General features: G+C 43.0%; 25 protein-coding genes. 9 read left to right on the forward strand and 16 right to left on the reverse strand.

Annotated features, from left to right (window positions below; genetic code table 11):
• Positions 1-24: 24 nt before the first annotated feature.
• From ACO6S0_RS07025 to murA, 3 genes are all read left to right on the forward strand, one after another.
• Positions 25-312, forward strand: coding sequence for a DUF493 family protein (locus ACO6S0_RS07025; protein ID WP_422351278.1), 288 nt, complete (start codon positions 25-27; stop codon positions 310-312).
• Positions 313-393: 81 nt separating this feature from the next.
• Positions 394-1,047: a DUF4290 domain-containing protein gene (locus ACO6S0_RS07030; RefSeq protein WP_422351279.1), complete on the forward strand. Its 654-nt coding sequence runs from the start codon at positions 394-396 to the stop codon at positions 1,045-1,047.
• 14 nt (positions 1,048-1,061) lie between these two features.
• The gene (gene murA, locus ACO6S0_RS07035) at positions 1,062-2,369 is read left to right on the forward strand and encodes a UDP-N-acetylglucosamine 1-carboxyvinyltransferase (RefSeq protein WP_422351280.1); all 1,308 of its coding nucleotides are present in this window, start codon (positions 1,062-1,064) and stop codon (positions 2,367-2,369) included.
• On the opposite strand, the gene ACO6S0_RS07040 is transcribed toward murA, so the two are convergent.
• Positions 2,366-3,202 (reverse strand): helix-turn-helix domain-containing protein, encoded by an 837-nt coding sequence (locus ACO6S0_RS07040; RefSeq protein WP_422351281.1) that lies wholly within the window; start codon positions 3,200-3,202, stop codon positions 2,366-2,368. The genes murA and ACO6S0_RS07040 overlap by 4 nt on opposite strands.
• A gap of 120 nt (positions 3,203-3,322) precedes the next feature.
• Between ACO6S0_RS07040 and ACO6S0_RS07045 the strand changes: the two genes are divergently transcribed.
• Both ACO6S0_RS07045 and ACO6S0_RS07050 read left to right on the forward strand, forming a co-directional pair.
• Positions 3,323-4,033 carry a phytanoyl-CoA dioxygenase family protein gene (locus tag ACO6S0_RS07045; protein WP_422351282.1) on the forward strand — a complete coding sequence of 237 codons (711 nt, stop codon included), beginning with the start codon at positions 3,323-3,325 and terminating at the stop codon, positions 4,031-4,033.
• Positions 4,034-4,036: 3 nt separating this feature from the next.
• A complete protein-coding gene (locus ACO6S0_RS07050; protein ID WP_422351283.1) occupies positions 4,037-4,846 on the forward strand; it encodes a sugar phosphate isomerase/epimerase family protein in 810 nt (269 codons plus the stop codon).
• Here ACO6S0_RS07050 and ACO6S0_RS07055 read toward each other — a convergent pair.
• The 4 genes from ACO6S0_RS07055 to ACO6S0_RS07070 form a co-directional block, all read right to left on the reverse strand.
• Entirely contained in the window at positions 4,843-5,448 is a 606-nt protein-coding gene (locus tag ACO6S0_RS07055) for a carboxymuconolactone decarboxylase family protein (RefSeq protein WP_422351284.1), read from the reverse strand. The genes ACO6S0_RS07050 and ACO6S0_RS07055 overlap by 4 nt on opposite strands.
• Positions 5,448-5,825, reverse strand: a complete 378-nt coding sequence (locus ACO6S0_RS07060; protein ID WP_422351285.1) for an ester cyclase — start codon at positions 5,823-5,825, stop codon at positions 5,448-5,450. Before ACO6S0_RS07060 ends, ACO6S0_RS07055 begins: the two co-directional genes overlap by 1 nt.
• Positions 5,826-6,088: 263 nt before the next feature.
• Positions 6,089-6,949 (reverse strand): polysaccharide deacetylase family protein, encoded by an 861-nt coding sequence (locus ACO6S0_RS07065; protein ID WP_422351286.1) that lies wholly within the window; start codon positions 6,947-6,949, stop codon positions 6,089-6,091.
• Positions 6,950-7,081: 132 nt separating this feature from the next.
• Positions 7,082-7,291, reverse strand: a complete 210-nt coding sequence (locus ACO6S0_RS07070) for a helix-turn-helix transcriptional regulator (RefSeq protein WP_422351287.1) — start codon at positions 7,289-7,291, stop codon at positions 7,082-7,084.
• 162 nt (positions 7,292-7,453) lie between these two features.
• On the opposite strand from ACO6S0_RS07070, the gene ACO6S0_RS07075 reads away from it, so the two are divergent.
• The 3 genes from ACO6S0_RS07075 to ACO6S0_RS07085 all read left to right on the forward strand — a co-directional run bounded on the left by ACO6S0_RS07075 (position 7,454) and on the right by ACO6S0_RS07085 (position 8,727).
• Entirely contained in the window at positions 7,454-7,630 is a 177-nt protein-coding gene (locus tag ACO6S0_RS07075; protein ID WP_422351288.1) for a hypothetical protein, read from the forward strand.
• A gap of 65 nt (positions 7,631-7,695) precedes the next feature.
• Positions 7,696-8,547 (forward strand): SPFH domain-containing protein, encoded by an 852-nt coding sequence (locus ACO6S0_RS07080; protein ID WP_422351289.1) that lies wholly within the window; start codon positions 7,696-7,698, stop codon positions 8,545-8,547.
• Positions 8,548-8,550: 3 nt separating this feature from the next.
• Positions 8,551-8,727: an Arc family DNA binding domain-containing protein gene (locus ACO6S0_RS07085; RefSeq protein WP_422351290.1), complete on the forward strand. Its 177-nt coding sequence runs from the start codon at positions 8,551-8,553 to the stop codon at positions 8,725-8,727.
• A gap of 27 nt (positions 8,728-8,754) precedes the next feature.
• Here ACO6S0_RS07085 and ACO6S0_RS07090 read toward each other — a convergent pair whose 3' ends face one another.
• The 5 genes from ACO6S0_RS07090 to ACO6S0_RS07110 form a co-directional block, all read right to left on the reverse strand.
• Complete coding sequence (locus tag ACO6S0_RS07090) at positions 8,755-9,759, reverse strand: pirin family protein (RefSeq protein ID WP_422351291.1); 1,005 nt, start codon at positions 9,757-9,759, stop codon at positions 8,755-8,757.
• A gap of 59 nt (positions 9,760-9,818) precedes the next feature.
• A complete protein-coding gene (locus ACO6S0_RS07095) occupies positions 9,819-10,334 on the reverse strand; it encodes a hypothetical protein (RefSeq protein WP_422351292.1) in 516 nt (171 codons plus the stop codon).
• Positions 10,335-10,340: 6 nt separating this feature from the next.
• The gene (locus tag ACO6S0_RS07100; protein WP_422351293.1) at positions 10,341-11,768 is read right to left on the reverse strand and encodes an amidohydrolase; all 1,428 of its coding nucleotides are present in this window, start codon (positions 11,766-11,768) and stop codon (positions 10,341-10,343) included.
• A gap of 110 nt (positions 11,769-11,878) precedes the next feature.
• Positions 11,879-13,186: a cryptochrome/photolyase family protein gene (locus ACO6S0_RS07105; RefSeq protein ID WP_422351294.1), complete on the reverse strand. Its 1,308-nt coding sequence runs from the start codon at positions 13,184-13,186 to the stop codon at positions 11,879-11,881.
• Positions 13,187-13,239: 53 nt separating this feature from the next.
• Complete coding sequence (locus ACO6S0_RS07110; protein ID WP_422351295.1) at positions 13,240-13,737, reverse strand: SRPBCC family protein; 498 nt, start codon at positions 13,735-13,737, stop codon at positions 13,240-13,242.
• 187 nt (positions 13,738-13,924) lie between these two features.
• On the opposite strand from ACO6S0_RS07110, the gene ACO6S0_RS07115 reads away from it, so the two are divergent.
• Positions 13,925-14,770 carry a DUF2911 domain-containing protein gene (locus tag ACO6S0_RS07115; RefSeq protein ID WP_422351296.1) on the forward strand — a complete coding sequence of 282 codons (846 nt, stop codon included), beginning with the start codon at positions 13,925-13,927 and terminating at the stop codon, positions 14,768-14,770.
• A gap of 44 nt (positions 14,771-14,814) precedes the next feature.
• Here the strand turns inward: ACO6S0_RS07115 and ACO6S0_RS07120 are convergent, their stop codons facing one another.
• The 6 genes from ACO6S0_RS07120 to ACO6S0_RS07145 all read right to left on the reverse strand — a co-directional run bounded on the left by ACO6S0_RS07120 (position 14,815) and on the right by ACO6S0_RS07145 (position 22,114).
• The gene (locus ACO6S0_RS07120; protein ID WP_422351297.1) at positions 14,815-16,521 is read right to left on the reverse strand and encodes a sodium:solute symporter; all 1,707 of its coding nucleotides are present in this window, start codon (positions 16,519-16,521) and stop codon (positions 14,815-14,817) included.
• 109 nt (positions 16,522-16,630) lie between these two features.
• Complete coding sequence (locus tag ACO6S0_RS07125; RefSeq protein WP_422351298.1) at positions 16,631-19,162, reverse strand: PIG-L family deacetylase; 2,532 nt, start codon at positions 19,160-19,162, stop codon at positions 16,631-16,633.
• A 105-nt stretch (positions 19,163-19,267) separates the two neighbouring features.
• Positions 19,268-20,215, reverse strand: a complete 948-nt coding sequence (locus tag ACO6S0_RS07130) for a septum formation inhibitor Maf (RefSeq protein ID WP_422351299.1) — start codon at positions 20,213-20,215, stop codon at positions 19,268-19,270.
• A 34-nt stretch (positions 20,216-20,249) separates the two neighbouring features.
• Complete coding sequence (locus tag ACO6S0_RS07135) at positions 20,250-20,849, reverse strand: Maf family nucleotide pyrophosphatase (protein WP_422351300.1); 600 nt, start codon at positions 20,847-20,849, stop codon at positions 20,250-20,252.
• Positions 20,842-21,369, reverse strand: a complete 528-nt coding sequence (locus ACO6S0_RS07140; RefSeq protein ID WP_422351301.1) for a KdsC family phosphatase — start codon at positions 21,367-21,369, stop codon at positions 20,842-20,844. Before ACO6S0_RS07140 ends, ACO6S0_RS07135 begins: the two co-directional genes overlap by 8 nt.
• Positions 21,353-22,114 carry a Rossmann-like and DUF2520 domain-containing protein gene (locus ACO6S0_RS07145; RefSeq protein WP_422351302.1) on the reverse strand — a complete coding sequence of 254 codons (762 nt, stop codon included), beginning with the start codon at positions 22,112-22,114 and terminating at the stop codon, positions 21,353-21,355. The genes ACO6S0_RS07140 and ACO6S0_RS07145 overlap by 17 nt, the downstream gene beginning before the upstream one ends.
• Positions 22,115-22,201 lie beyond the last annotated feature (87 nt).

Raw genomic sequence — 22,201 nt, forward strand, 5'->3', positions numbered from 1 at the left:
CATATCTTTGTAAAAACTTGCAGCATGGAGAAGGAGAAATCCGAGGAGTTTTATTCACGTCTAAAGGAACAATTGTTGGAAAACAGCAGTTGGCCTTCCAAGTACCTCTATAAGTTTATTGTGCCAACGGACGAGGATAAAATAGAGCAGATCAATACCATATTTGATAATACAGGAGCGGTGATTGAATCCAAGAAATCCAAAAAAGGAACGTACACCAGTATCTCCGTTACGGTACAGTTGGAAAGTCCAGATGCCGTGATTGCCAAGTACAAGGAAGTTTCCCAAGTAGAGGGGGTAATATCGCTTTAAGCCACATTGCCATAATTTTTAGTATTTTGCGGACGTTATAGGATAGACTTCCCGTTAGTTAATTTCAATAAACCTATTAATTTGAATTCAGTAGACAACTTAGAATATAATACGGAGCGTCCAAAACTCCATATTCCCGAGTATGGCCGTCATTTTCAAAAAATGGTGGATCATGCCGTTTCCATTGAAGATCGCGAAGAGAGAAACAAAATTGCCAAAGCCATTATCAGTGTAATGGGCAATCTGCAACCCCATTTAAGGGATGTTCCCGATTTTCAACACAAACTTTGGGATCAGCTGTTTATCATGTCCGATTTTAAATTGGATGTGGACTCTCCGTTTCCGATTACCTCCAAGGAGACTTTGCAACAGCGACCAGAACCTCTGGAATACCCGCAGAACCATCCCAAGTATCGTTTTTACGGGAACAACATCAAACGTATGATTGATGTGGCCATCAAATGGGAAAAAGGAGATATGCGTTCAGGTTTGGAATATGCTATTGCCAACCACATGAAAAAATGTTACCTCAATTGGAACAAGGATACGGTGGAAGATCATGCCATCTTTGCACACTTAAAAGAATTGAGTGACGGCCAAATTGATTTGGCTCCACATGGTGAAAACCTTACCGATAGCGGTCAGTTCCTTAAAAATCGTTTGGCCAAGTCCAATAGGAATGGCGGTAGCAACAAAAAGGGACAAAGAAATAACAGAGGCAAAAAACGGTATTAATTCCTTAGGTATCCATGGGAACATTTCGAATAGAGGGTGGACACCAACTGCATGGTGAAATTACACCCCAAGGAGCAAAGAACGAAGCACTTCAGATTCTTTGTGCGGTCTTGCTTTCGCCAGAAAGAATTACTATCAATAACATTCCTGACATCGTAGATGTCAACAAGCTTATTGCCTTATTGGAAGACCTGGGTGTCAAAATCCAAAAAAAGGGCAAGGGTAGTTATACCTTTAAAGCAGACGATATCAATCTGGATTATCTACAAACGGACCAGTTTAAGCAAGATGGACGTGGACTCCGCGGCTCCATCATGTTGGTAGGGCCACTTTTGGCCCGTTTTGGAAAAGGGTATATCCCTAAGCCAGGCGGTGATAAGATAGGAAGAAGACGATTGGATACCCACTTTGAAGGTTTTATAAAGCTGGGGGCAAAGTTCCGATACAACCGCGAGGAGTATTTCTATGGGGTAGAGGCTGATAAGCTCCAAGGAACCTACATGCTCTTGGATGAAGCTTCCGTAACGGGAACCGCCAACATTGTTATGGCTGCAGTACTTGCAGAAGGAACAACCACCATATACAATGCCGCTTGTGAGCCGTATTTGCAGCAGTTGTGCAAGATGCTCAACCGTATGGGTGCCAAGATTTCTGGAATCGGCTCTAACCTTTTGACCATTAAAGGGGTTCAAGAATTGGGCGGAACCGAGCATACCATGCTTCCAGATATGATTGAGATCGGTAGCTGGATTGGTCTTGCTGCCATGACACGTAGCGAATTGACCATCAAGGATGTAAGTTGGGACGATTTAGGGCAGATTCCAAATGCTTTTCAAAAGTTGGGAATCCAGTTGGAGCGCAAAGGAGATGATATTTATATTCCCAAGCACGAAAACGGCTACCAAGTACAGAGTTATATTGATGGGTCAATTTTGACCATCGCGGATGCACCGTGGCCAGGATTGACACCTGACTTGTTAAGTATTTTATTGGTTGTGGCCATCCAAGCGAAAGGCGAAGTGGTCATCCATCAAAAAATGTTTGAAAGCCGTCTATTCTTCGTGGATAGGTTGTTGGATATGGGGGCCAAAATCATTCTTTGTGATCCGCATAGAGCTACAGTGATTGGGCATGACTTTAAATCTACCCTGAAGGCCACCAATATGGTTTCCCCTGATATTCGCGCAGGAGTTTCCCTCTTGATAGCCGCCTTGTCGGCCAAAGGCACATCTACCATCAACAATATTGAACAGATAGATCGCGGCTACGAAAACATCGACGAGCGATTGCGCGCCATAGGTGCCAAGATTGTCCGGGTTTAAGACTTTTCAATCTGCGCCCTGAATACCTTGGGCGACATTCCGGTGAACTTCTTAAAAGTGGTAGCAAAATATTGGGACGTGCTGAATCCCAAATTGTAGGCTACTTCTGTTATGGAATTGCTTTTTAGTAGTTCTTCTTTGGCCCGTTCAATTTTTAATCGGTTGATGTAGGCTTTGGGTGGAGCTCCAAAATGTTGTTTGAACCAGCTTTTAAAGTAGGCGGTGGAGAAATTTACCAATTCTGCCAACTCATCCACATAGATAATCCGATGCAAGTTTTTGGCTATAAAATCGTCAATAATCTTAATTCTTTCCGAAGGAACCACAATTTGTGCGGCCTGGGATAGTTCAAGAGTATCCAACAGCAATTGAACCAATAATTGGTTTGTGTTGAGTTCCGCCAATATGGTTTGTTCCGATTCCAGTTGGCCAACCAGTTTTTGCAATAGGGATTTAAGAACCAGCGCCCCTTTAAAAATGTACCCAGCCCGTTTTTGAAGTGCTGAAACAAGATATTCCGATTGCTCTTTGGGCAGATAGCAAAGTTGCCCTTTGGTATGATCTATATGGACCTGGAGCCAATACAACTCTCCAATATCTTCCGGATAAATCCCGGAACTATGGTTTTGATTGGGTGGCACAATAAGGATGTCATTACCTTGAAGTTTTAGTAAGTCCCCACCCAATTCATAGTACTGCTGCCCCCGAATGCAAAAACAAATTTCCATAACATCTTGGTGCTGGTGGGCCTCCAGTGTGGGTTCCACTTTACGATAGTGGTAATGTCCAAAATCCACAAACCTCGGATAGCCTAAGTTTGGCAGATGAAACACTTTACGCTGTTTTGTTTGATTTTGCATGTATTTGTACAAAAAAATAGGGTCATACGAATTTAGAAGACTTTTTTCAGAAATCCCATTTAATTTGAATCGTTAAGTATAAACCTAAATCCGATGAAGCAATTATTTTTAAAACGGGGCTATGCCAAACTGGATCGTTTGATTCCGAATTCAGAAGTGGAGAATCTTAGAGCTTTGTATGACCAATTACTACAGGATAAAGAGCGCACCATGGGATTGCGTAGCGATTTAGGAGGTGGTGAAGACGGTACAGTTGAAAAAATCACCCAGATTATGCGACCCAGTCTGGTCGAACCTAAATTGTCCGAGACGATTTCATATCAACTGGCTTTGGATCATGTTAAAGACATGTTGGGCGAGGATATGGAGCTCGATTTTGATATGCTCATCAACAAAGCCCCCCACACCAACACCCCAACACCGTGGCATCAGGACGCTGCTTATTGGATCAAACTGCCGGACAAACGATCGGCCAGTTGTTGGATAGCTTTGGATGAGGTCTACGAAGAAAATGGCTGTATGTGGTTCATTCCCAAAGATGGAGATACTATTTTACCCCATAAGCATTATACAGAAGGTGGTGCGCTGCATTGTGAGACAGATGCCCTAAATGCGGAATGTATTCCCTTAAAACCTGGGGGCTGTACCTTTCATGATGGCTTTACCCTCCATTTTAGCAAAGGCAACACCACAGATTCGCATAGGCGCGCATTAATTCTTAATTTCAGGCCCAAGGCGATGATTCAGTTGGAGCGGGAGCAAGGGGTGGATCATACCGGGGAACGTAAAGTGCGAAACAAATAACCTATGGAACTCAAATGGATATATCCAAGATGGGGAAGTGCCCACTTGGATTGGAAAGTGTTTTTGGGCAAAGTCAAGGAGCATGGCTATCACGGCGTGGAAATAGATTTGCCATTGGGTCAGGAAAAGAAAGAAATCGTAGCCATGTTAACCGATTTTGAGCTGGACTTTATAGGGCAGCATTGGCAGACCCAGGAAGTAGATCTTGAAAAACACAAAGAGGAGTACGAACGGCATTTGCGGAATTTGGCCGAGGAAAAGCCTTTGTTGATCAATTCCCATACCGGGCGGGATTTCTTTTCTTTTGAACAGAATTTGGAGCTGATCAAACTTGCACAAAGTATAGAGGACGAAACAGGCGTCCCTATCGCCCATGAAACGCATAGGTCTCGATTTCCCTTTGCAGCTCATGTTTGTAAACAATATTTACATGAAATTCCATCTTTAAAACTGACTTCAGACCTTTCGCACTGGTGCTGTGTGGCGGAAACCCTATTGGACAACCAGCAAGAAGCAGTGGATTTGGCCATAAAGCATACCTACCATATCCATGCTCGAGTGGGATCCTCCCAAAGTCCGCAGGTGATTGACCCAAGGGTTGATACCTATAAAGATGAATTGGCCCGATTCAAAAACTGGTGGAAGACCATGCTTGAAAATGCAAAATTGAAAGGCAGACCTTACATCACCATAACTCCTGAATATGGCCCGTTACCGTATGCCTTGCAGCATCCACAAACAGGTGAATTGTTGGGAGATCAATGGGAAATCAACCAGTTTATTCGAAAGGAAATCGAAAATTTATGGAATTAGGCGTGGCTCCAATTGTTGGGGTCATCGCTATCGTTGGGTGACAGTCCCAAGATATCCCCTTGGGTATCTACCCCCAAACCAACCACGCTTCGGTTAACGTAATTAAAATAGCTTACCACTTGATTGACTTCCAAGATCTCACCTTCGGTGAAGCCCACTTCTCGTAAGCCTTCAATATCTTCCTTGGTGATAGCTGTGTGGTTCAGGGTAAGCTTTTTGGCATACCTACTACCCACATAAAACTTGGTGGAAAAGAAGTCCGATAGCGTATTCCTTAGTACAGCTTCTTTAAAAGTGTCTGCTCTGGAATCATCTCCCAATAATCTTTTAAAACCTTCAAAATGGTGTTGAAAACAATAATCACACTGATTGAGATGGCTCACATAGGTACCTAAAGCTTCCAGATACCATTTGGGCAAGGTGTTGTTAGAATTATGGAGCACATTTTTATAAAGCGCCATGTGACCCACCAAAGTGTGCGGCCGTAAACTATGGATGAGCAATACGTTGTCCACATTGTTGTTAGGCCCTTTTACGCGATCATAAATTCGTTTGAGTTCCTTACTGGCCTCCTCGTAGCCTATAACTTTGATCCAGCTCATTAATACATGGTGTTGGGGTTGGCAGATTCTTTCGGGATTTGTTGGATGGCATCCCAGTGCTCACAGATTTTTCCATGTTCATCAAACCGAAAGAAGTCCATGGTCACGTACTGGTCATTGCCGGGCCAGGTTTGGTGAGTGTGCAAGGCCACCAAATTACCTTCGGCTATGCAGCGCACAAATTCAATGGATTTATCCGGATATTCGGTCTGCATTCGTTTAAAGTAGCTGATAAATCCCTGGGTACCATCGGCAACATCTGGATTGTGTTGGATGTATTCCTTTCCAACATATTGCTCAACCGCACCTTTTGGGTCGCCCATATAGGCGGTTTTGTAGAAAGCTATGGCGTTTTGTTTGTTTTGTTCCAGATTCATGTCTGTTATGTTTATTTCTAGTCAGTTTGAGTAACTATAGGTGAAATTCGTCAGTTCGAGTAGGTTTTCGATAGAAAACCATATCGAGAACTCATTTGGCCAAGCGCGTCAACCCGCCTGCCGGACGGGCAGGTTCGAGTTTTTCCAAAGGAAAAGTATCGAGAATGAGGGATTTGGCATATAAAATTCTTGTTTTCGATACAATTTTTTCAGCGATAGACTGAAAAAATCACTCAAACTGACGAATTTCAACAATTAAGCTGTCAAAGAGTATTTTTAATATCCGACCAATTGATCAATTGAATATCGTCCCTAGTGATTTGAGCCTTGGCAAAATCGCTGGTAAAGAAATCAAAATCTATCTGCCGCCATTCTGAACCAAAGTTGGGGTGGTTCACCGTAACCCCCTGCATTTCCTGTTCGTCAAAAGCTGGATGAATCAAGATGACATTGAAACCTTCCACCAATTCGTCAAATGTGCCAGCGTAATAGTCCCATAACCGACCTTTTTCAAAATACGAAATATCCCCAATATGGACTTTGTCCACCAGCAAATCATTAGCCTCAATCAAACTGTTACTTTCTAATCCCACCATATCCATCAATTGCGGACTTAGCTGCACGGGGAGCTTATAACGTTGTCCCAATTCCTTATAGACTTCAAACAAATCAGGGCGACTTCCCACACTGTACATGTGCGAATCCAAATGGGAAGGGGAGAGGCCGTAGGCGAGGAACTTTTCAATCTGGGCAGTGAGTTCCTTGCGGACATCTTCTACCGTGGCATGTTCCCGAACTTGTTCCCGTTTTTTATAGAAATGCCCATTGGCATCTACCAAAGAGGGAACTTCAGAAACGGGCAATACAGGGCCAAACTTATAGTTTTCCCATTCGCAAGTGAGGGTAAGGTGCACTCCACAATCATACTCTGGGTGTTGTTGGGTCCACTGCGCCATTTCGTAAAACCAAGGGCAGGGCACCATAATGCTATAAGAATTTACAATGCCATTTTGGAGCGATTGCATGGTGGCCATATTCTCCGAATGCGATAGTCCAGCATCATCCGCATGGACCATTAAAAGTTTGGTGTTGGCGGGGTAACCTAATTTTTGAGCTAGATTCATCTAGTTAATTATGAATGATGAATTTTGGATTTTGAATTATTTTTTGGACAACAATAACCAGAATGCAACATTTGGTTTTGTCCAATAAAAATACCAATTAAACCTCAGAGGGATCTAATTTTTATTTGGAGATTAAGATTTAGTTGAAACAAGTAGTTCCCGAATATCCACATCAAGGAATTTTGCAATCTGGTACAGATTTTCAACCGAAGGTTGTACATCATTGGTACACCAGCGAGATACGGTCTGCTCAGTTTTATCTAGGTGTTTCGCCAACGCTTTGGAAGTCACATCGTTCTCTGCAAGTACTGCTTTAATGCGATTGTAATTTATTTTATCCATAGAGGAAGTATACACTTGGGATTCTAAATATACATCCTCCTAAATTTTTGATTTTACAACATAATTAACATTTAGAATTCATAATTAAACATTAAAAGTTGTAAAATATGCATAAAAAGTTAATTAATTGCTATATTTAAAAAATATCTCAAATCAAATAACATGAGAAAAAGAATGACCAAGGCCGATTTGCAGGCCCTTGTTGAAGCACAACAGAAAAACCTAAGTATGCTACACGGGCTTTTTATGTCCCTAAGACATCAGAATGAAATTCTCTACCATACCAATGTAAAGTTACGGGAGGAGGTTTTGGAGTTGAAAGCAAAGCTAAAACTCTGAAATAGAACCCTAATTTTTGATAGTTAAAATAATTTAGTATTATTGTGATATCAAAATGATATCATATGAACACTGAGAAACAACTTAAGGCAACAAACGGATACCTCATGCTATTCGTTTTATTGGTGGTTATCGCTATTGTAATCGCCGGTGTGGCAGTTAAAAACCCATTATTTCTGATATTTCTACCCATTATGATACTATTGATAAGAGGTTTTTTTATAGTAAACCCCAATGGTTCCAAGGTAATGGTACTGTTCGGTGCTTATAAGGGTACGGTAAGGGAGAACGGATTCTTTTGGGCAAATCCATTTTTTACCAGACAAAAAATCTCGTTGAGGGCAAGGAATTTTGACAGTGAGCGGGTAAAGGTGAACGATAAGATTGGAAACCCGATCATGATCAACGTTATTTTGGTATGGCAGGTTGACAACACCTATAAAGCCGCCTTTGAGGTTGATAACTACGAAGAATTTGTACGAGTACAAACCGATGCGGCAGTACGAAAACTGGCGGGTTCTTATCCTTATGATAATTTTGATGACGAGGAGGCCGAGCTCACCTTGCGTTCTGGTATGGATGGGGTCAATGAGGCCTTGGAAAATGAAATCACCGAACGTTTGGCCATAGCTGGCATTAAGGTTATAGAGGCTAGAATTGGATACTTGGCCTATGCTCCTGAAATTGCCGGATCAATGCTTAAAAGACAGCAAGCGGTTGCCATTGTTGCCGCACGTAAAAAGATTGTTGAAGGTGCCGTGGGAATGGTGGAAGATGCCTTGCAAAAACTTTCGGAAGATGACATTATTGATTTTGATGACGATAAAAAAGCTTCAATGGTCAGTAATTTAATGGTAGTTTTATGTGGTGATAAGGAGGCGGTCCCGGTGTTAAACACGGGAACCTTAAATGCATAGTTTGTGAGCAAGAGAAAATCTTTCGTTCTTAGAATTGACCCAGAGACGTTTAAACAGATTGAAAAATGGGCTGAAGATGAATTTCGCAGCGTTAACGGGCAGATAGAATGGATGATTCACAAAGAGCTAAAGGATGCCAAACGACTACCCAAAAAACAATCACCTAAAAAAGAAGATTAAGAAGAAAGATTGAACAGAGAGTTTTGACTATTCTCTCTCCACCAAACTCCCATCTGGGTATTGCGCAAACCGCCCTTTATCCTGATCATGAACATTATCGGGGTAGGGCCAGGGCCAGCCACCAAACTGGGTTAGGCGGTATTCTTCCATAGCCTGTTGGATTTCCTCTTCGGTGTTCATCACAAAGGGGCCATACTTGGCCACGGGTTCATCTATAGGTTGCCCTTGCAGCATTAAGAAATGGGCTTTTTCGGAACCGATTTTAATGGTCACCTCTTGGAAAGGGTCTAATGCGATTCCAAAATTGGGATTCACCTTTCGGTCGCCAATATAAATTTCGGAACCTTCATAAAAATACAATGTCCGTGTGGCCAGGGAGCTTATTTTGGGCAAGGTATATTCGGTTTTAGCATCCACATGTATGTTCCAAATGGCCACTTCGTGATCGTTTTTGGCGGCCCATGAATTGGGCGCGGGGTCATTGGCTTGGGTGCCCTTGTAATTTCCCGCAATCACTTTTATCTGTGCATTGCCCTCGTCAATAACGGGAATATCCTCGTGCCAGAGCATTTTAAAATGAGGTTCCACAAACTTATCGGCCTTGGGCAGGTTCAACCAAATTTGGAACAGTTCCAAGGGATTGTCCTTATCGGTATTGAGCAAAGGGAACATTTCGGAATGTTGTACCCCACAACCTGCCGTCATCCACTGCACATCCCCTTGACCAAAGCGGCCTGCCGCACCCAGGGAGTCGGAATGATCACAGAAACCTTTGTTTACGATGGTGATGGTCTCGAAACCTCGGTGTGGGTGGTAGGGAAAACCTGGAATGGTCTGCCCGTGGTACATGCGCCATCCATCTTTAATGGTGAAATCGTTACCAATATTCCGACCTTCCAAGAGTTTGGAGTCCGGACCCAGTTCCCCGTTACCCTTTGGGTAATGGTCCAAGTGGTACACACAGAACAAAAACGGGTCTTGGGTCTGCCAAGGGAAGCCCAAGGGAAAGGTTTGTAATATAGGATCTGGCATAGCTTTTTTATTTGGTTCTCGCTGTCTTCTTGAGCGTTAGCGAAAGATTTCAGCGAGGATTAATCTTGTTTTGGTTCTGTGGCTTTTGCCGTTGTAAACTGGGTACTCAGGTATTTCTGTTTCCACTCGCCATTTTCGTAACTCCCCACAATAAAATTATAGGTGTGGTCGTCTATATATTCCCAATAATCGGTTACCAAAGATTCGCCATAAGCATAGGTATAAATGATGTCCTTGCCGTTGGCAATGACCGTTCCTTCGGTGACTCCGCCAAACACATCAAACTCCCAGAACTTAATCGTCTTTGAGGCTTCATCATATTGACGTATCCCATGGTTTCGAGGGCCATAGGTGGTCTGTTCCCTATTGGTATATCCGTTGGATTCTGCAATGACCAATTTTTTGTTCAGATCATAACGGAAGTTGATGTCTTGTTTAAATTTAGAACCATCGCCCCAATTGCCCTCGGCACTCCAGGTCTTGCCCATAAGGGGTTCAAAAACAGAAAGTGGTTCTTGGGCCTGAGCGTTGAGAAAGCCTGCGAGAAGCAGGCTCAGCACTAGTATTTTTTTCATTCGGATTTAGTTGTTTCCGATAGGGGGAGGGCCATCAATCATGGCCTCGTATTTTTCATCCCCTTTTCGGGTTTTGAATTCCTCTTTGACCTTGGTCACCAATTTTGGATTTTCGAACAAATCCGCCATGGTCATGGCCATGGCCTTGGTGGCATAGACCATTCCTTTATGTCCAATACTCATTCCACCACAGGCCACCACTGCCCAAGAATGCCAAGGCGTGTCTTTGGGAGCCACGGTAACACTTAGATTGATGTTGGGAACATTCCAGCTTACATCCCCCACATCGGTGGAACCACCGCCCGGAAACTCTTCTGTTTCCTTCAGGGGTTCAATTTTGCTGTCCATGCCCACTTCGGGTTTGCCCGTGGCCTTTTGGATTCCTTTGCCAAAGGCAATTTCTTCCTCGGTATAGGTGATAGGGCCCAGTAACTCCAAGTTTTTCTGCATGATTTCCCCTCCAGTGCGGTTCACAAGCATCTCGTAGATTCCCGAAACCAAGGAAATCTTGTAGTCTACATTGGCCATGATGGCAGCACCTTCGGCCATTTTTTTCACACGCTCATAGGTAGGGAGCATTACCTTTCTTTTGGGGTCGCGAACACGTACCCAAATCCTGGAATAATCAGGGACCACGTTTACTACCTGTCCACCATCCTGAATGTGGTAATGGATTCGGGATGTAGGTTTAATATGTTCCCTGTAGTAATTCATCCCTGTGGTGTAAAGCTCAAGCGCATCCGAGGCACTGCGTCCATTCCAAGGATCGGCCGAGGCGTGCGCTGCCTGCCCATAGAATTCCACAATAAAATCGATTAAGGATAGCCCACTTTGTACATCGGCTTCAATATTGGCCCCGGGGTGCCAGCTCACGTTTACGTCCACATCGTCCCAGAGTCCAGCTTCTACCATCCAAACCTTGGCAAAATATTTTTCTTCCGCAGGGGTACCCAAAAACTTAACGGTGCCTTGGAGTTTACCAGATTCAATTTGTTCTTTAATAGCGATGGCAGCACCCAAACTGGCCGCACCAAACATATTATGTCCACAGCCATGACCAGGAGCACCATCAATTCTTGGATCTTTGGTGGGAACCGTCTTTTGGGAAAGACCGGGTAGGGCATCAAACTCACCCAAAACACTAATGACAGGCCTACCTGAGCCATAGGTGGCCGTAAAGGCCGTTGGGATATCTGCCACTCCACGGGTGACTTTGAGTCCGTTTTTTTCGGCATAAGAGGCCAATACTTCAGCCGATTTGGATTCGTTAAATGCCGTTTCCGCATATTCCCAAATGGAATCACTAAGCTTGATAAGATTTTCCTTATGGTTTTCCACTGATGCGACAATTGCCTTCTTGGTGGAGTTCATTTTTTGGGCACCTAGGCTCATCGAAAATAAACCAAGGAGTAGGAGGGTTGAGAGTTGTTTCATTATCTAGATATTTGAATTAGTCTTTGACATGAGATTTCATCAACAGAAATAGTTTGGGACGAGGAAATGATTCTGCCAATAAAACGGAAACTAAAAATACTGAAAATGCGTCAACCCACCGCCGCTTTATACACTTTTAGACAACGCGCCCTCGCCATTTGATGATTCACCATTTCCGGGGGATAGCTAAGTTCCTGAAATTCAGGCACCCATTTGTTGATGTATTCCCCCTGGGCATCAAATTTTGCAAGCTGACTGGTAGGATTGAAAATGCGGAAGTAGGGAGCAGCATCAACCCCAGATCCGGCGGCCCATTGCCAATTGCCCACATTGCTGGCCAATTCATAATCCAATAGTTTGAGGGCAAAATAGGCCTCTCCCCAGCGCCAGTCAATCAAGAGATGCTTGCACAGAAAACTGGCCACCACCATCCGAACCCGATTGTGCATATATCCCGTGGCGTTTAGTTGTCGCATACCGGCATCAACCAGAACGAATCCCGTTTTTCCTGTTTTCCAAAGATTGAACTCGGCTTCGTTGTTTCGCCAGGAGATATTGTCATATTTGGGTTTAAAGGCTTGGGTGACAGTATGTGGAAAGTGCCATAAAATCTGCATAAAAAACTCACGCCAGATAAGTTCACTCAAAAAGGTCTTGTTTTCCGATTTTATGGCTTTTTGAACTACCTCTCGAATGGATATGGTTCCAAACCTAAGATGGGCCCCAAGTCTGGAAGTCCCTTTATCCAAGGCTGGAATGTTTCGGGTTTCTTCGTAGCGGTTAATTATACCTTCATCCAGATTAAAATCCGCTACTTGTATTTTGGAGCGTTCAAAACCAAGGGCGCCCAAATCAAGGAATGGAAGTCCTTCTGATTCATAAAACTTGTGGAAATTGCCCGAATCGTACTTTTTTAAATGTATGGATGGATTGAAAAGCGCCATCCAGCGTTTTTTATAAGGTGTATAAACTTTGTAGGGAAGTCCACCTCCATTAAGGATTTCATCCTTTTCAAAAATGACCTGGTCTTTGTAGGTTTTGAAGGTTACCTTATGCTGATCAAGTAAGTCCTTAATTTCTTGATCACGTTTCATGGCATATGGCTCGTAGTCGTGGTTGGTGAATACTGAGCGCACCGAATATTTTTTGAGTAGTTCGCTAAAAACTGCAATGGGTTTACCATGGTAAACTGCCATGGCACTGTTATGATGGTCATTCAACTCACTATTCAGTTGGCACAATTGGTCGTGTATGAAAGTCACCCGGGCGTCGGCCTTAGGCAGCATATCCAAGATTTCCGTATCAAAAATGAAAATGGGCAATACATGCAAACCGCTTTCAAGCGCATGACATAAGCCTGCGTTGTCTACAAGGCGTAAATCACGCCTAAACCAAAATACGGCAATGGATTCATTCATTTCTACGAATTAACAATTGGTTGGTTTAGCGATAAAACTTTCGGGCTAAAGTGCTAAACAGTTTTTAAAACCAAGAATTGGTCGTCGGTTTGGGGTTCACCGAATAATTTTTCCAGCTTTTGTTTACGATACTCAAAAATCTGGTTCAGTTGCCGTTTGATAAATAGGAAATGCAACAATTCACCAAAAGGCCCAAAAGGCAGGCCGTAATCCACAATATCTTCCATTAAAACACCATTCCCGTGCTCTTTGATAAAATGTTTGTGATGCCAAAATGCATAAGGCCCATGGCGTTGCTCATCCACAAAATAATGGCCCTGTTCCATATGGGTAATTTCAGTTATCCATTGCACTTTAAAAAAGGGAAAAGGCCTTACGGTATATGAAATAATTTGACCTGGAAACATGGGTCTGTCAGCACCTGAAAGAATCTTAAATTCCATATGTGCTGGGGTAATGGTACTAAGATTTTCAGGATTGGAAAGAAATTCCCAAGCTTCCATCAAGCTGATGGGTAGAAACTGTTTTGTGTGGAGTCTATGTAGTTGCATAATGTCAAAGATACTAAAAAATGTTTAATCATTATCAATAAATATTAAACAAAATTAATTGTATGACCATGAGAGAGCTAAATTTTGATTCTTCAGAACCCATTTTCTTTTATAGATTTCTTAACAAGTCCAACCTCCCTTAATATTTAGTTTTGTTATACTAACGAATCTAAAACACTATTTAAAAATGAAAAAATTAGCATTATTTGTATTTGTAGCACTCCTGACGGTTTCCATGGAAGCACAGATAGACACTCCTGCGCCAAGTCCAAGTTCTGTACTTGAGCAAAAAGTGGGTTTAACAGATGTTACTGTGGACTACTCCAGACCTTCCATGCGTGGCAGAACCGTTTTTGGTGATTTGGTGCCTTACAATAAATTGTGGAGAACAGGGGCCAACGCATATACCACGATCAGTTTTAGTACCGACGTAACCATTGCCGAGCAGGAAGTAAAGGCAGGGACCTATTCCATTTTCACAAAACCTCGTGCCGAAAACTGGGAGGTATTCTTTTATACTGATACCCAAGGGGGAGGTACTCCGCAAGATTGGGATGACAACAAGGTTGTGGCCAAAGCTACAGTTCCTGTTTATAAAATGCCCATGGCTGTTGAAACCTTTACCATCAGTATTGATGATCTAAAAACTACAAGTGCGAACCTTGGTTTTATTTGGGAAAACACGTATGTAGCGGTTCCTTTTGGAGTTCCTGCAGATGCCACCGTTATGAAGTCAATAGAGACAACTTTGGCCGGCCCAAGCGCTCGTGATTACTATATTTCTGCAGTGTACTACTATAGTGAGGGAAAAGATATCAACAAGGCCAAGGAGTGGATGGAAAAAGCTATATCCATGACCGACGAGCCAAGATTCTGGCAATTGCGTCAGCAGTCGTTGATTTATGCCAAGGCTGGGGATAAAAAAGCAGCTATTGAAACTGCCAAAAAATCATTGGCCAAGTCTGAAGAGGCAGGAAACGACGATTATATCAAAATGAACAAGGATTCCTTAAAGGAATGGGGAGCACTTTAGTAGTTTGCCCTTAAGATTTTGAACCCACGCTTGCGTGGGTTTTTTTATGTCCTGACTGGAGGTTTCCCCAATAAACCGTCAAAACTCTCTATGACCATGGCCAAGATAATGACCAGACCACAACCAAAGGCATTTAACCATAGGTAAGACATCCAGTCCATATACCAGCCGATAATTACAATGACTTGTGTTACAATAGCGGCAACAAAAACAGAATTACCCTTAACAAACTTTACAAAGAAGGCCAATAGGAATATGCCCAACACGTTCCCGTAGAAAATGGAACCGATAATATTTACCAATTGGATAAGATTATCAAAAAGGTTGGCCACACAGGCAATGATAATGGCCATTATCCCCCATAACAACGTGAATCCTTTGGTGGCCCAAACATAATGTTTGGCATCTTTTTCTTCCTTATTGTTCCGTTTATACAGGTCCAAAGCCGTGATGGTGCCCAATGCATTCAATTCGGAAGCAGTGGAGGACATAGCCGCTGAAAGAATTACTGCCAACAATAGCCCAATAAGCCCCGTGGGTAAATTATCCAGGATAAAATGGATAAAAACATAGTCCTTGTCGTTGGTTTCAACAGAATCATCGGCTTGCGCAATAAGGGTTTTGGCCGCATCGCGATTGGCTCGTTCCTGTTGGTTAATTTTTATAATATCCAACTCGGCCTGTTGAATGGCATTGTATTCCTTTAACGCCAGGGCCGAGGAGAAGCTTTCCTGGGCTCTTTTCTTTTCTTGTTCCAAGGCCAAATGTCCCTCTTCCAATAGCTCATAGTCAGCTGCATATTTTGATTCTTTCACCGCCTCTGTGGCCGCAGGATTGAAATTAAGAGGGGAAGCATTGTACTGATAAAAAACAAAAACCATGGCTCCTACGAGCAGGATAAAAAATTGCATTGGAATCTTGAAGATGCCGTTAAAAATCAATCCTAATTGGCTTTCCCGAACCGACTCTCCAGATAAGTAGCGCTGGACTTGGCTTTGATCCGTTCCAAAGTAAGCCAATGCCAGAAAGAATCCCCCGGTAATACCACTCCAGAAAGTGTATCTATTGTTGGTATCCAAACTAAAATCCAAGATTTGCAGCTTGTTATTGGCGCCAGCAATTTTCAAAGCCTCACCAAAGGACACTCCATTGGGGAGGGAACCTAAAATGAAAAAGAAAGCGAAAAACATGCCCACCATGATGATAAACATCTGTTGCTTCTGGGTAACGCTTACCGCTTTGGTTCCTCCCGTAACAGTATAGATAATTACCAGGATCCCAATAATGATGTTTAACGTCCTTAAGTCCCATCCCAAAACTGCGGACAAGATGATGGAAGGGGCAAAAATGGTAATTCCGGCTGCCAAACCTCTTTGCACCAAGAACAAAATGGCGGTCAAAGACCTGGTCTTTAAGTCAAATCGACCTTCCAGCATTTCGTAAGCGGTGTAGACCTTAAGTTTTCTATAGATGGGAATAAAGACCAAACAAATGACGATCATGGCCAAAGGCAATCCAAAATAGAACTGTACAAAGCCCATCCCGTCATGGAATGCTTGTCCCGGAGTGGATAAAAAGGTAATGGCACTGGCCTGGGTAGCCATAACGGACAGTCCTATGGTCCACCATTTGGCATCATTTCCGCCAAGAACATAGTCTTCCACATTTTTACTTCCACGGGTTTTCCATACACCGTAGACTACAATAAAAAGCAGCGTACTGCCCAGAACAATCCAATCTAATATCCCCATTAAGGTTTAGGTATTAAGGGTCATGATGAAGTAGAAAATCAAAATGTAAATGAAGTTGAGCAGCAATACAATGGAGTATTCCCGTTTCCAAACCCATTTGTTTTCCATGCTATCCTTTGACATTACTTTCTGTTTTGACTTCGCTCTTACCTATGGACAACATGTTGGCAAAAAGTTTGTAGGCACCAGAAACCCCTGCTGGGAGCTCCCGGAAAAAGCTCAAACCTGTGTATATGTAGTGGCCTTCTCCGTATGGTGCAACCAGGAGGCTTCCTTCTTTGGCCTCCTCGCCCTCGTCCGTCATGGAGAGCACGGGTGTAAACTCAGGACTCCACTCTTTTGGGAAGTAGAGACCTCTTTCCTGTACCCAGCCGTCAAAATCACTTTCCTTAATGGTATTTGGAAAATTGACCAAGGAATGATCATTGGCAATGATACTTACGGCGGCGTTTTCATCCGTAACCCGATCTCTCGAAAGGGTGAGGTCATAAGGGGCAATGTTTTCGAACTGCTTGCTCCATCTGCCTGCGGTGTTGTATTGAACAATCATGTTGCCGCCATTTTGGACATATTCAAACAAAACAGGCTGCTTAAATTTTAGGGATTCCACAACATTGTAGGCCCTAATCCCAACTACTATCGCATCGTATTTGTCCAACGACCCACTTTGAATGTCATTGGGGTTTATGGTATGGACTTGATAGCCAATTTGCTTTAAGCTTTCGGGTACCTTGTCACCAGCACCCATAATATATCCTATATGCTCCCCTGATTTCTGGATGTTCATACGGACCACTTTGGATTCTGCGGGAAGTAGGATGGATTGTTTAGGCACATGATCATAAGCGATTTCAACCAATTCTTTATCAAAGGTCTGCCCTTCAAGATGTGCCACTGCCTTGATCTTTCCTTCATGGTCATCAGCAGGTGGGGTAACTTTAAAAACAATGGCTTGTTCCTGTCCTTTTTGTTCTATGGAAAAGGAAGTATTTCTTGGAGAAACCACCCATCCATCAGGATGTTGAAGCTCCAAAGTTCCTGATACGTTGTTTTTTCCAGCCCGCACATGGACTAGGACATCTCTCGGTTGGGCGTCCGAGAAAATCAACACATCCTCCGAAATTTTGGAAGTTACTTGAGGAAGAACGGTAAAAGGTTCATACAATTCCCCTTTATCTGGTTTAGAATACCTATGGATAATCGGTTTTTTAAAATCGATGGTGGTTCCAGAGAAATCCAAGGCGAAGTTTGCCGTAAATGCACTTGGATTTTCAGCTTTACCAATCATATTTTGGTCAGAAACTTTGTACATGCCAAGGCTCCATGGAGTGGTTAACCAATAAGGGCTTGAATTTCCAAGATTGTTATCGACCAAAATATCCAAGCTCAAGGTTTCTTTTTTGTTGTTGGCCAAATCCAGATTGGGCTTCAATTTTTCCTTGGATTCCAAAACGGAAACTTCCTGAAGTTTGATTTGCTGGGTACTTCGGTTCACTATCTCTATGTTGAGCTTGGCTTGATCGCCGATGGTTGTTGAACCCGAATCAGCACTAACCTCCATGTATAATCCAGCACAGTCCAGGATGAGTTCCTGTAGTGCTTCGGATTTTAAGGTTTTCCAATGTTCATCTTCCACTGCTTGCAATAAGGTATAGGCTTGCACCAAGTCCGGAACATGAACCGAGGGATTGGAATAGTTGAAGTTTTCCTCCACCTTGTACAAAATATCCCCTATGGCCTTACCACCTTTAATCCTAGACCATGTGGTATTGATTCCGTCAAACAAATTGTTGGAAGCAGGAAGGTCGCCTTTCAACAGTTCCACGTATTCTTCTTGGGAACCCCTGGTGGTCAGCCTACCAAATCCCTGGCACAAATGCTGACTGCTAGCCATGGATGCTATTTCGTTGTTGGATAATCCCAACTCCGGATAGTATACCCCTATATCCAAGCTCAACATGTTGGACTTGTCTGCCTTTTCAAAACTTTCCCGACTCCCATAGAACCACCATGATGTATTGAAAAATACTCGTTTGGGCTGCCAAGCAGAAGTCAGTTTTAGCTGTTCAGGATACGCATTGGCATCATTGGCCAAATCAAAAGCCTCAACACTCAACATAGCTGAGGAGGTGTGGTGCCCGTGCGTGGTTCCTGGGGTTCTATGGTCAAATCGATTGATGATTACATCTGGCTTAATATTCCGAATGGCCCAGACCACATCACCCAACACTTTGTCTTTGTCCCAAATTCTATGGGTCTCTTTGGGGTGTTTGGAATATCCAAAATCATTGGCTCTGGTAAACCACTGTTCACCTCCATCAACCCGTCTGGCGGCCAACAATTCCTGGGTTCTAAGAACACCCAATAATTCACGAAGCTCGGAGCCAATAAGGTTTTGACCGCCATCGCCCCGAGTCAGGGACAAATAAACAGTGCGTGCCTTATCATGATTGGACAAATAGGAAATCAACCGTGTATTTTCATCATCAGGATGGGCCGCTACATAAAGGGCAGTTCCCAAAAAGTTCAGTTTCTGAAGTTTGTGATGAATTTCTGTTGAAGAAGGTTTGTCCGGAGCTTGGGAAAATAAAGCTGTGGAAAAGCAAATGAAGCTTAATAAGCCAACCCAATATTTTTGCATACCTGATTATTTTGGTGGTTGCGCCAAATATAGAAAGATTAGCCCCAGCCCAAATGCAATTTAGAACATCTTTAACAAGCAATAAACGGCATAAAAAGGGGAAATCTATAGCCCTAAACTATCCCTCAAGACCATGTCATCATTACTGTTTTGTCCCCAATAAGCTGTTTTGATGGATTTTAATTTGGTGGCCTTGGTGGTCATCTGCTTGGCCTTGGGACCAAAACCACTTTTAAAGGTTTCTGTCCAACTTTCAATGCTATGCGGAAACTCTGTGGTAAAGGTAATGGCCAAGCTACGTTCCAATTCCGGATAGTTAAGGGTATAGGTGCTCACGCCTTCACTATGTGTCATTTCCGCAGTGGCGTCATAGGCCTTTAAGGGTTTGTGACGCAGACGGGCAAATTCCAAGGAAGGGATGATTTTCAATTCACCAGTAGGTAAATCTTTGGGATTGATTCTGATCTTGTTCCAAATTTCGTTTTCCAAGATGTTTTTCTCCAAGTTGAGGTTTTGATCGGCCTCGGACTCAAAATAAGAGTGGGAGGTAAACTCAAAGTCATTCCTATTGTTGATTTGGGAATATACATGCCCACACCATTCCTGCATGGAAAGACTGGTCTTGATCGCATGCTGATTATCATGTACCGGATAAAAAGTGCTGCTCATCACCGAATAAGGATAGATTCCAGTGAGATAGTTTTTGGTGGCATTAAGCTTTAGAACAGATACATTACTTTGATTATTGCCATCTGCTTTAACTTGTTTTTCCGGTAAAAAGGGTTCGGTTACATAAATTAATACCGCTGTTCCGTCCCTAAGTTCCCCATAACGTGCCTGCTCTAGTTTGTACGAAGTTATTTCCGCAGTGCCAGCATACCAATAGGATTTAAAGTCTTCGGATAACTTCTTTTTAGGTTTTTTGGGGTTCACGATCGCTGTTTCCGCATTCACGGAACTTTCTTTATTGGACGCTTTGGTGGTGTCCACACAGGAATAGATGAATGTTGCACCCAAAATCCCCAAAACAACAAACTTGTACACGTTTTTCATGGCAGTAAATTTCTTTAAAGTTACGAATGTATGCTTAGGAAACCAGTTGCATTAACGTTTTGTAAACTAAATGGGTAGGTAGGCCCACAACATTGGTATAGGAACCCTTAATTTCCGAGATTCCAACCATCCCAATCCACTCCTGGATTCCATAAGCCCCGGCTTTGTCAAAGGGCTGGCATTGCTCTATGTAATATTGGAGCTCCTCATCGCTAAAATCCATGAACTTTACATGGGTGGTAGCACTAACCACTTTTTGTTGATTTGCCGTGGTAAAGCATACAGAAGTAATTACCTCATGCCAACCTCCAGACATGGTTTGCAACATGTGTAGGGCTTCTTCCTTGTTGGGTGCCTTGGCCAAGGACTTTTCCTTATGCCACACCACAGTGTCCGAAGTGATTACAATTTCATTGGGCTCCAAAGTCCCCTGAAAAGGCTCTGCTTTCAAAACGGCCAAAAATTCCGAAATCTGACGGCCTTGTAGTTCTTCTGGATAAATTTCCTCCACCGACTTGGGCCTTACCTCAAAGTCCAATCCCAAGTCTTCCAAGAATTTCCTGCGTCTTGGGGAACCTGAACCCAATATCAATCTATGACCTTTGAGTTTTTCTTTTAGCGGATTTTCAATCATTGCTAGCACTGTAATTGTCGTTCCAATCCCCACGAACTTTTAATACCTGTTCAATGATATCCCGAACACAGCCGTCGCCACCATTTTTATGGGACACATAATCGGATATGGCTTTGACCTCCACTACGGCATTTTGTGGGGAAGTAGCCAGGGCAACCATTTTCATGGGTGGGATATCCGGGAGATCGTCTCCCATATAAAGCACTGTATTTGGATCCATATCATAAATGTCCAGGAATTCTTCCAAAGGTTCTTGTTTGTGATGGGCTCCCATATAAATGTCGGTCACCCCCAAACCTTTGAGTCGTTCTTTAACGCCTGGATTGGTACCGCCAGAGATAACACATATCTTGTATCCCTTGGTCAATGCGGTCTTAAGGGCATAGCCATCCTTGACATTCATTTTTCTTAACATTTCTCCTTTGGAGGTCACGAGTACCGACCCATCCGTTAGAACTCCATCTACATCAAAAACAAAGGTGGAAATCTGATGGAGCAGTTCTTTATAGTTCTTTTTCATATGTGGTTTTTATGGCTTTGCTCAACAAGCGATAGATTTCTTGTTCTGTGCGGTCGCTCATCAAGCTTAAATGTTGGTTCATACTTTTTTCGTCCCCTCTACGCGCTGGGCCTGTTTGGGCTTCTTTGGGCGGCAGGGACATAATTTTATTTGACGTTTCCTGAATCAGTGGTTTTAGCAAATCAAAGGAGATCTTGTTCCTTTTACAAATAGCTTCTCCAATTCCATAGAGGTAATTGGTAAAATTATTGGTGAATACTGCGGCAAGATGAAGTTGCCTGCGTTGTTCCGTATTTATAAGATGGACTTTGGAAGATATGGCCTGAGCCAGGTCTTGTAAAACCCCCAAACTTTCTTCATTTTGAGCTTCCAGACAAATGGGAATGGAATCAAAATCCACAGTTTTATCTTTGGTAAAGGTTTGCAAGGGATAGAAAACACCACGATTTTCAGCAGATAATATGTTCATTGGGGTAGCTCCAGAAGTGTGGGCCACAATCCCTTTTTTATCCAGCAAGTGACCCGAAACTTCCTCAATGGCTTGATCGCTCACTGCAATGAGGTAAACATCTGCCTTCGCAATGTCTTTGGGTTCGGAACATAGTTCCGCATAGCTGAAAAACCACCGCAGATTACCTTGGTTCCTACCATAAACCTGAATTAATTGAATGGAATCGGTTTTGCTAAAAGTTTGGCACAAATGCTGGGCCATATTACCTGTTCCCAAAATCACAACGGAAATCATGGCACAAAAATAAGAATGTATTATATCGAAGCTGACAATAATCCAAATTTGTTAACATGTTCAGCGGATTTAGGGATTTCGATTTAT

Origin of the sequence: Flagellimonas sp. (assembly GCF_965233845.1) — a bacterium.
Classification (GTDB): domain Bacteria; phylum Bacteroidota; class Bacteroidia; order Flavobacteriales; family Flavobacteriaceae; genus Flagellimonas.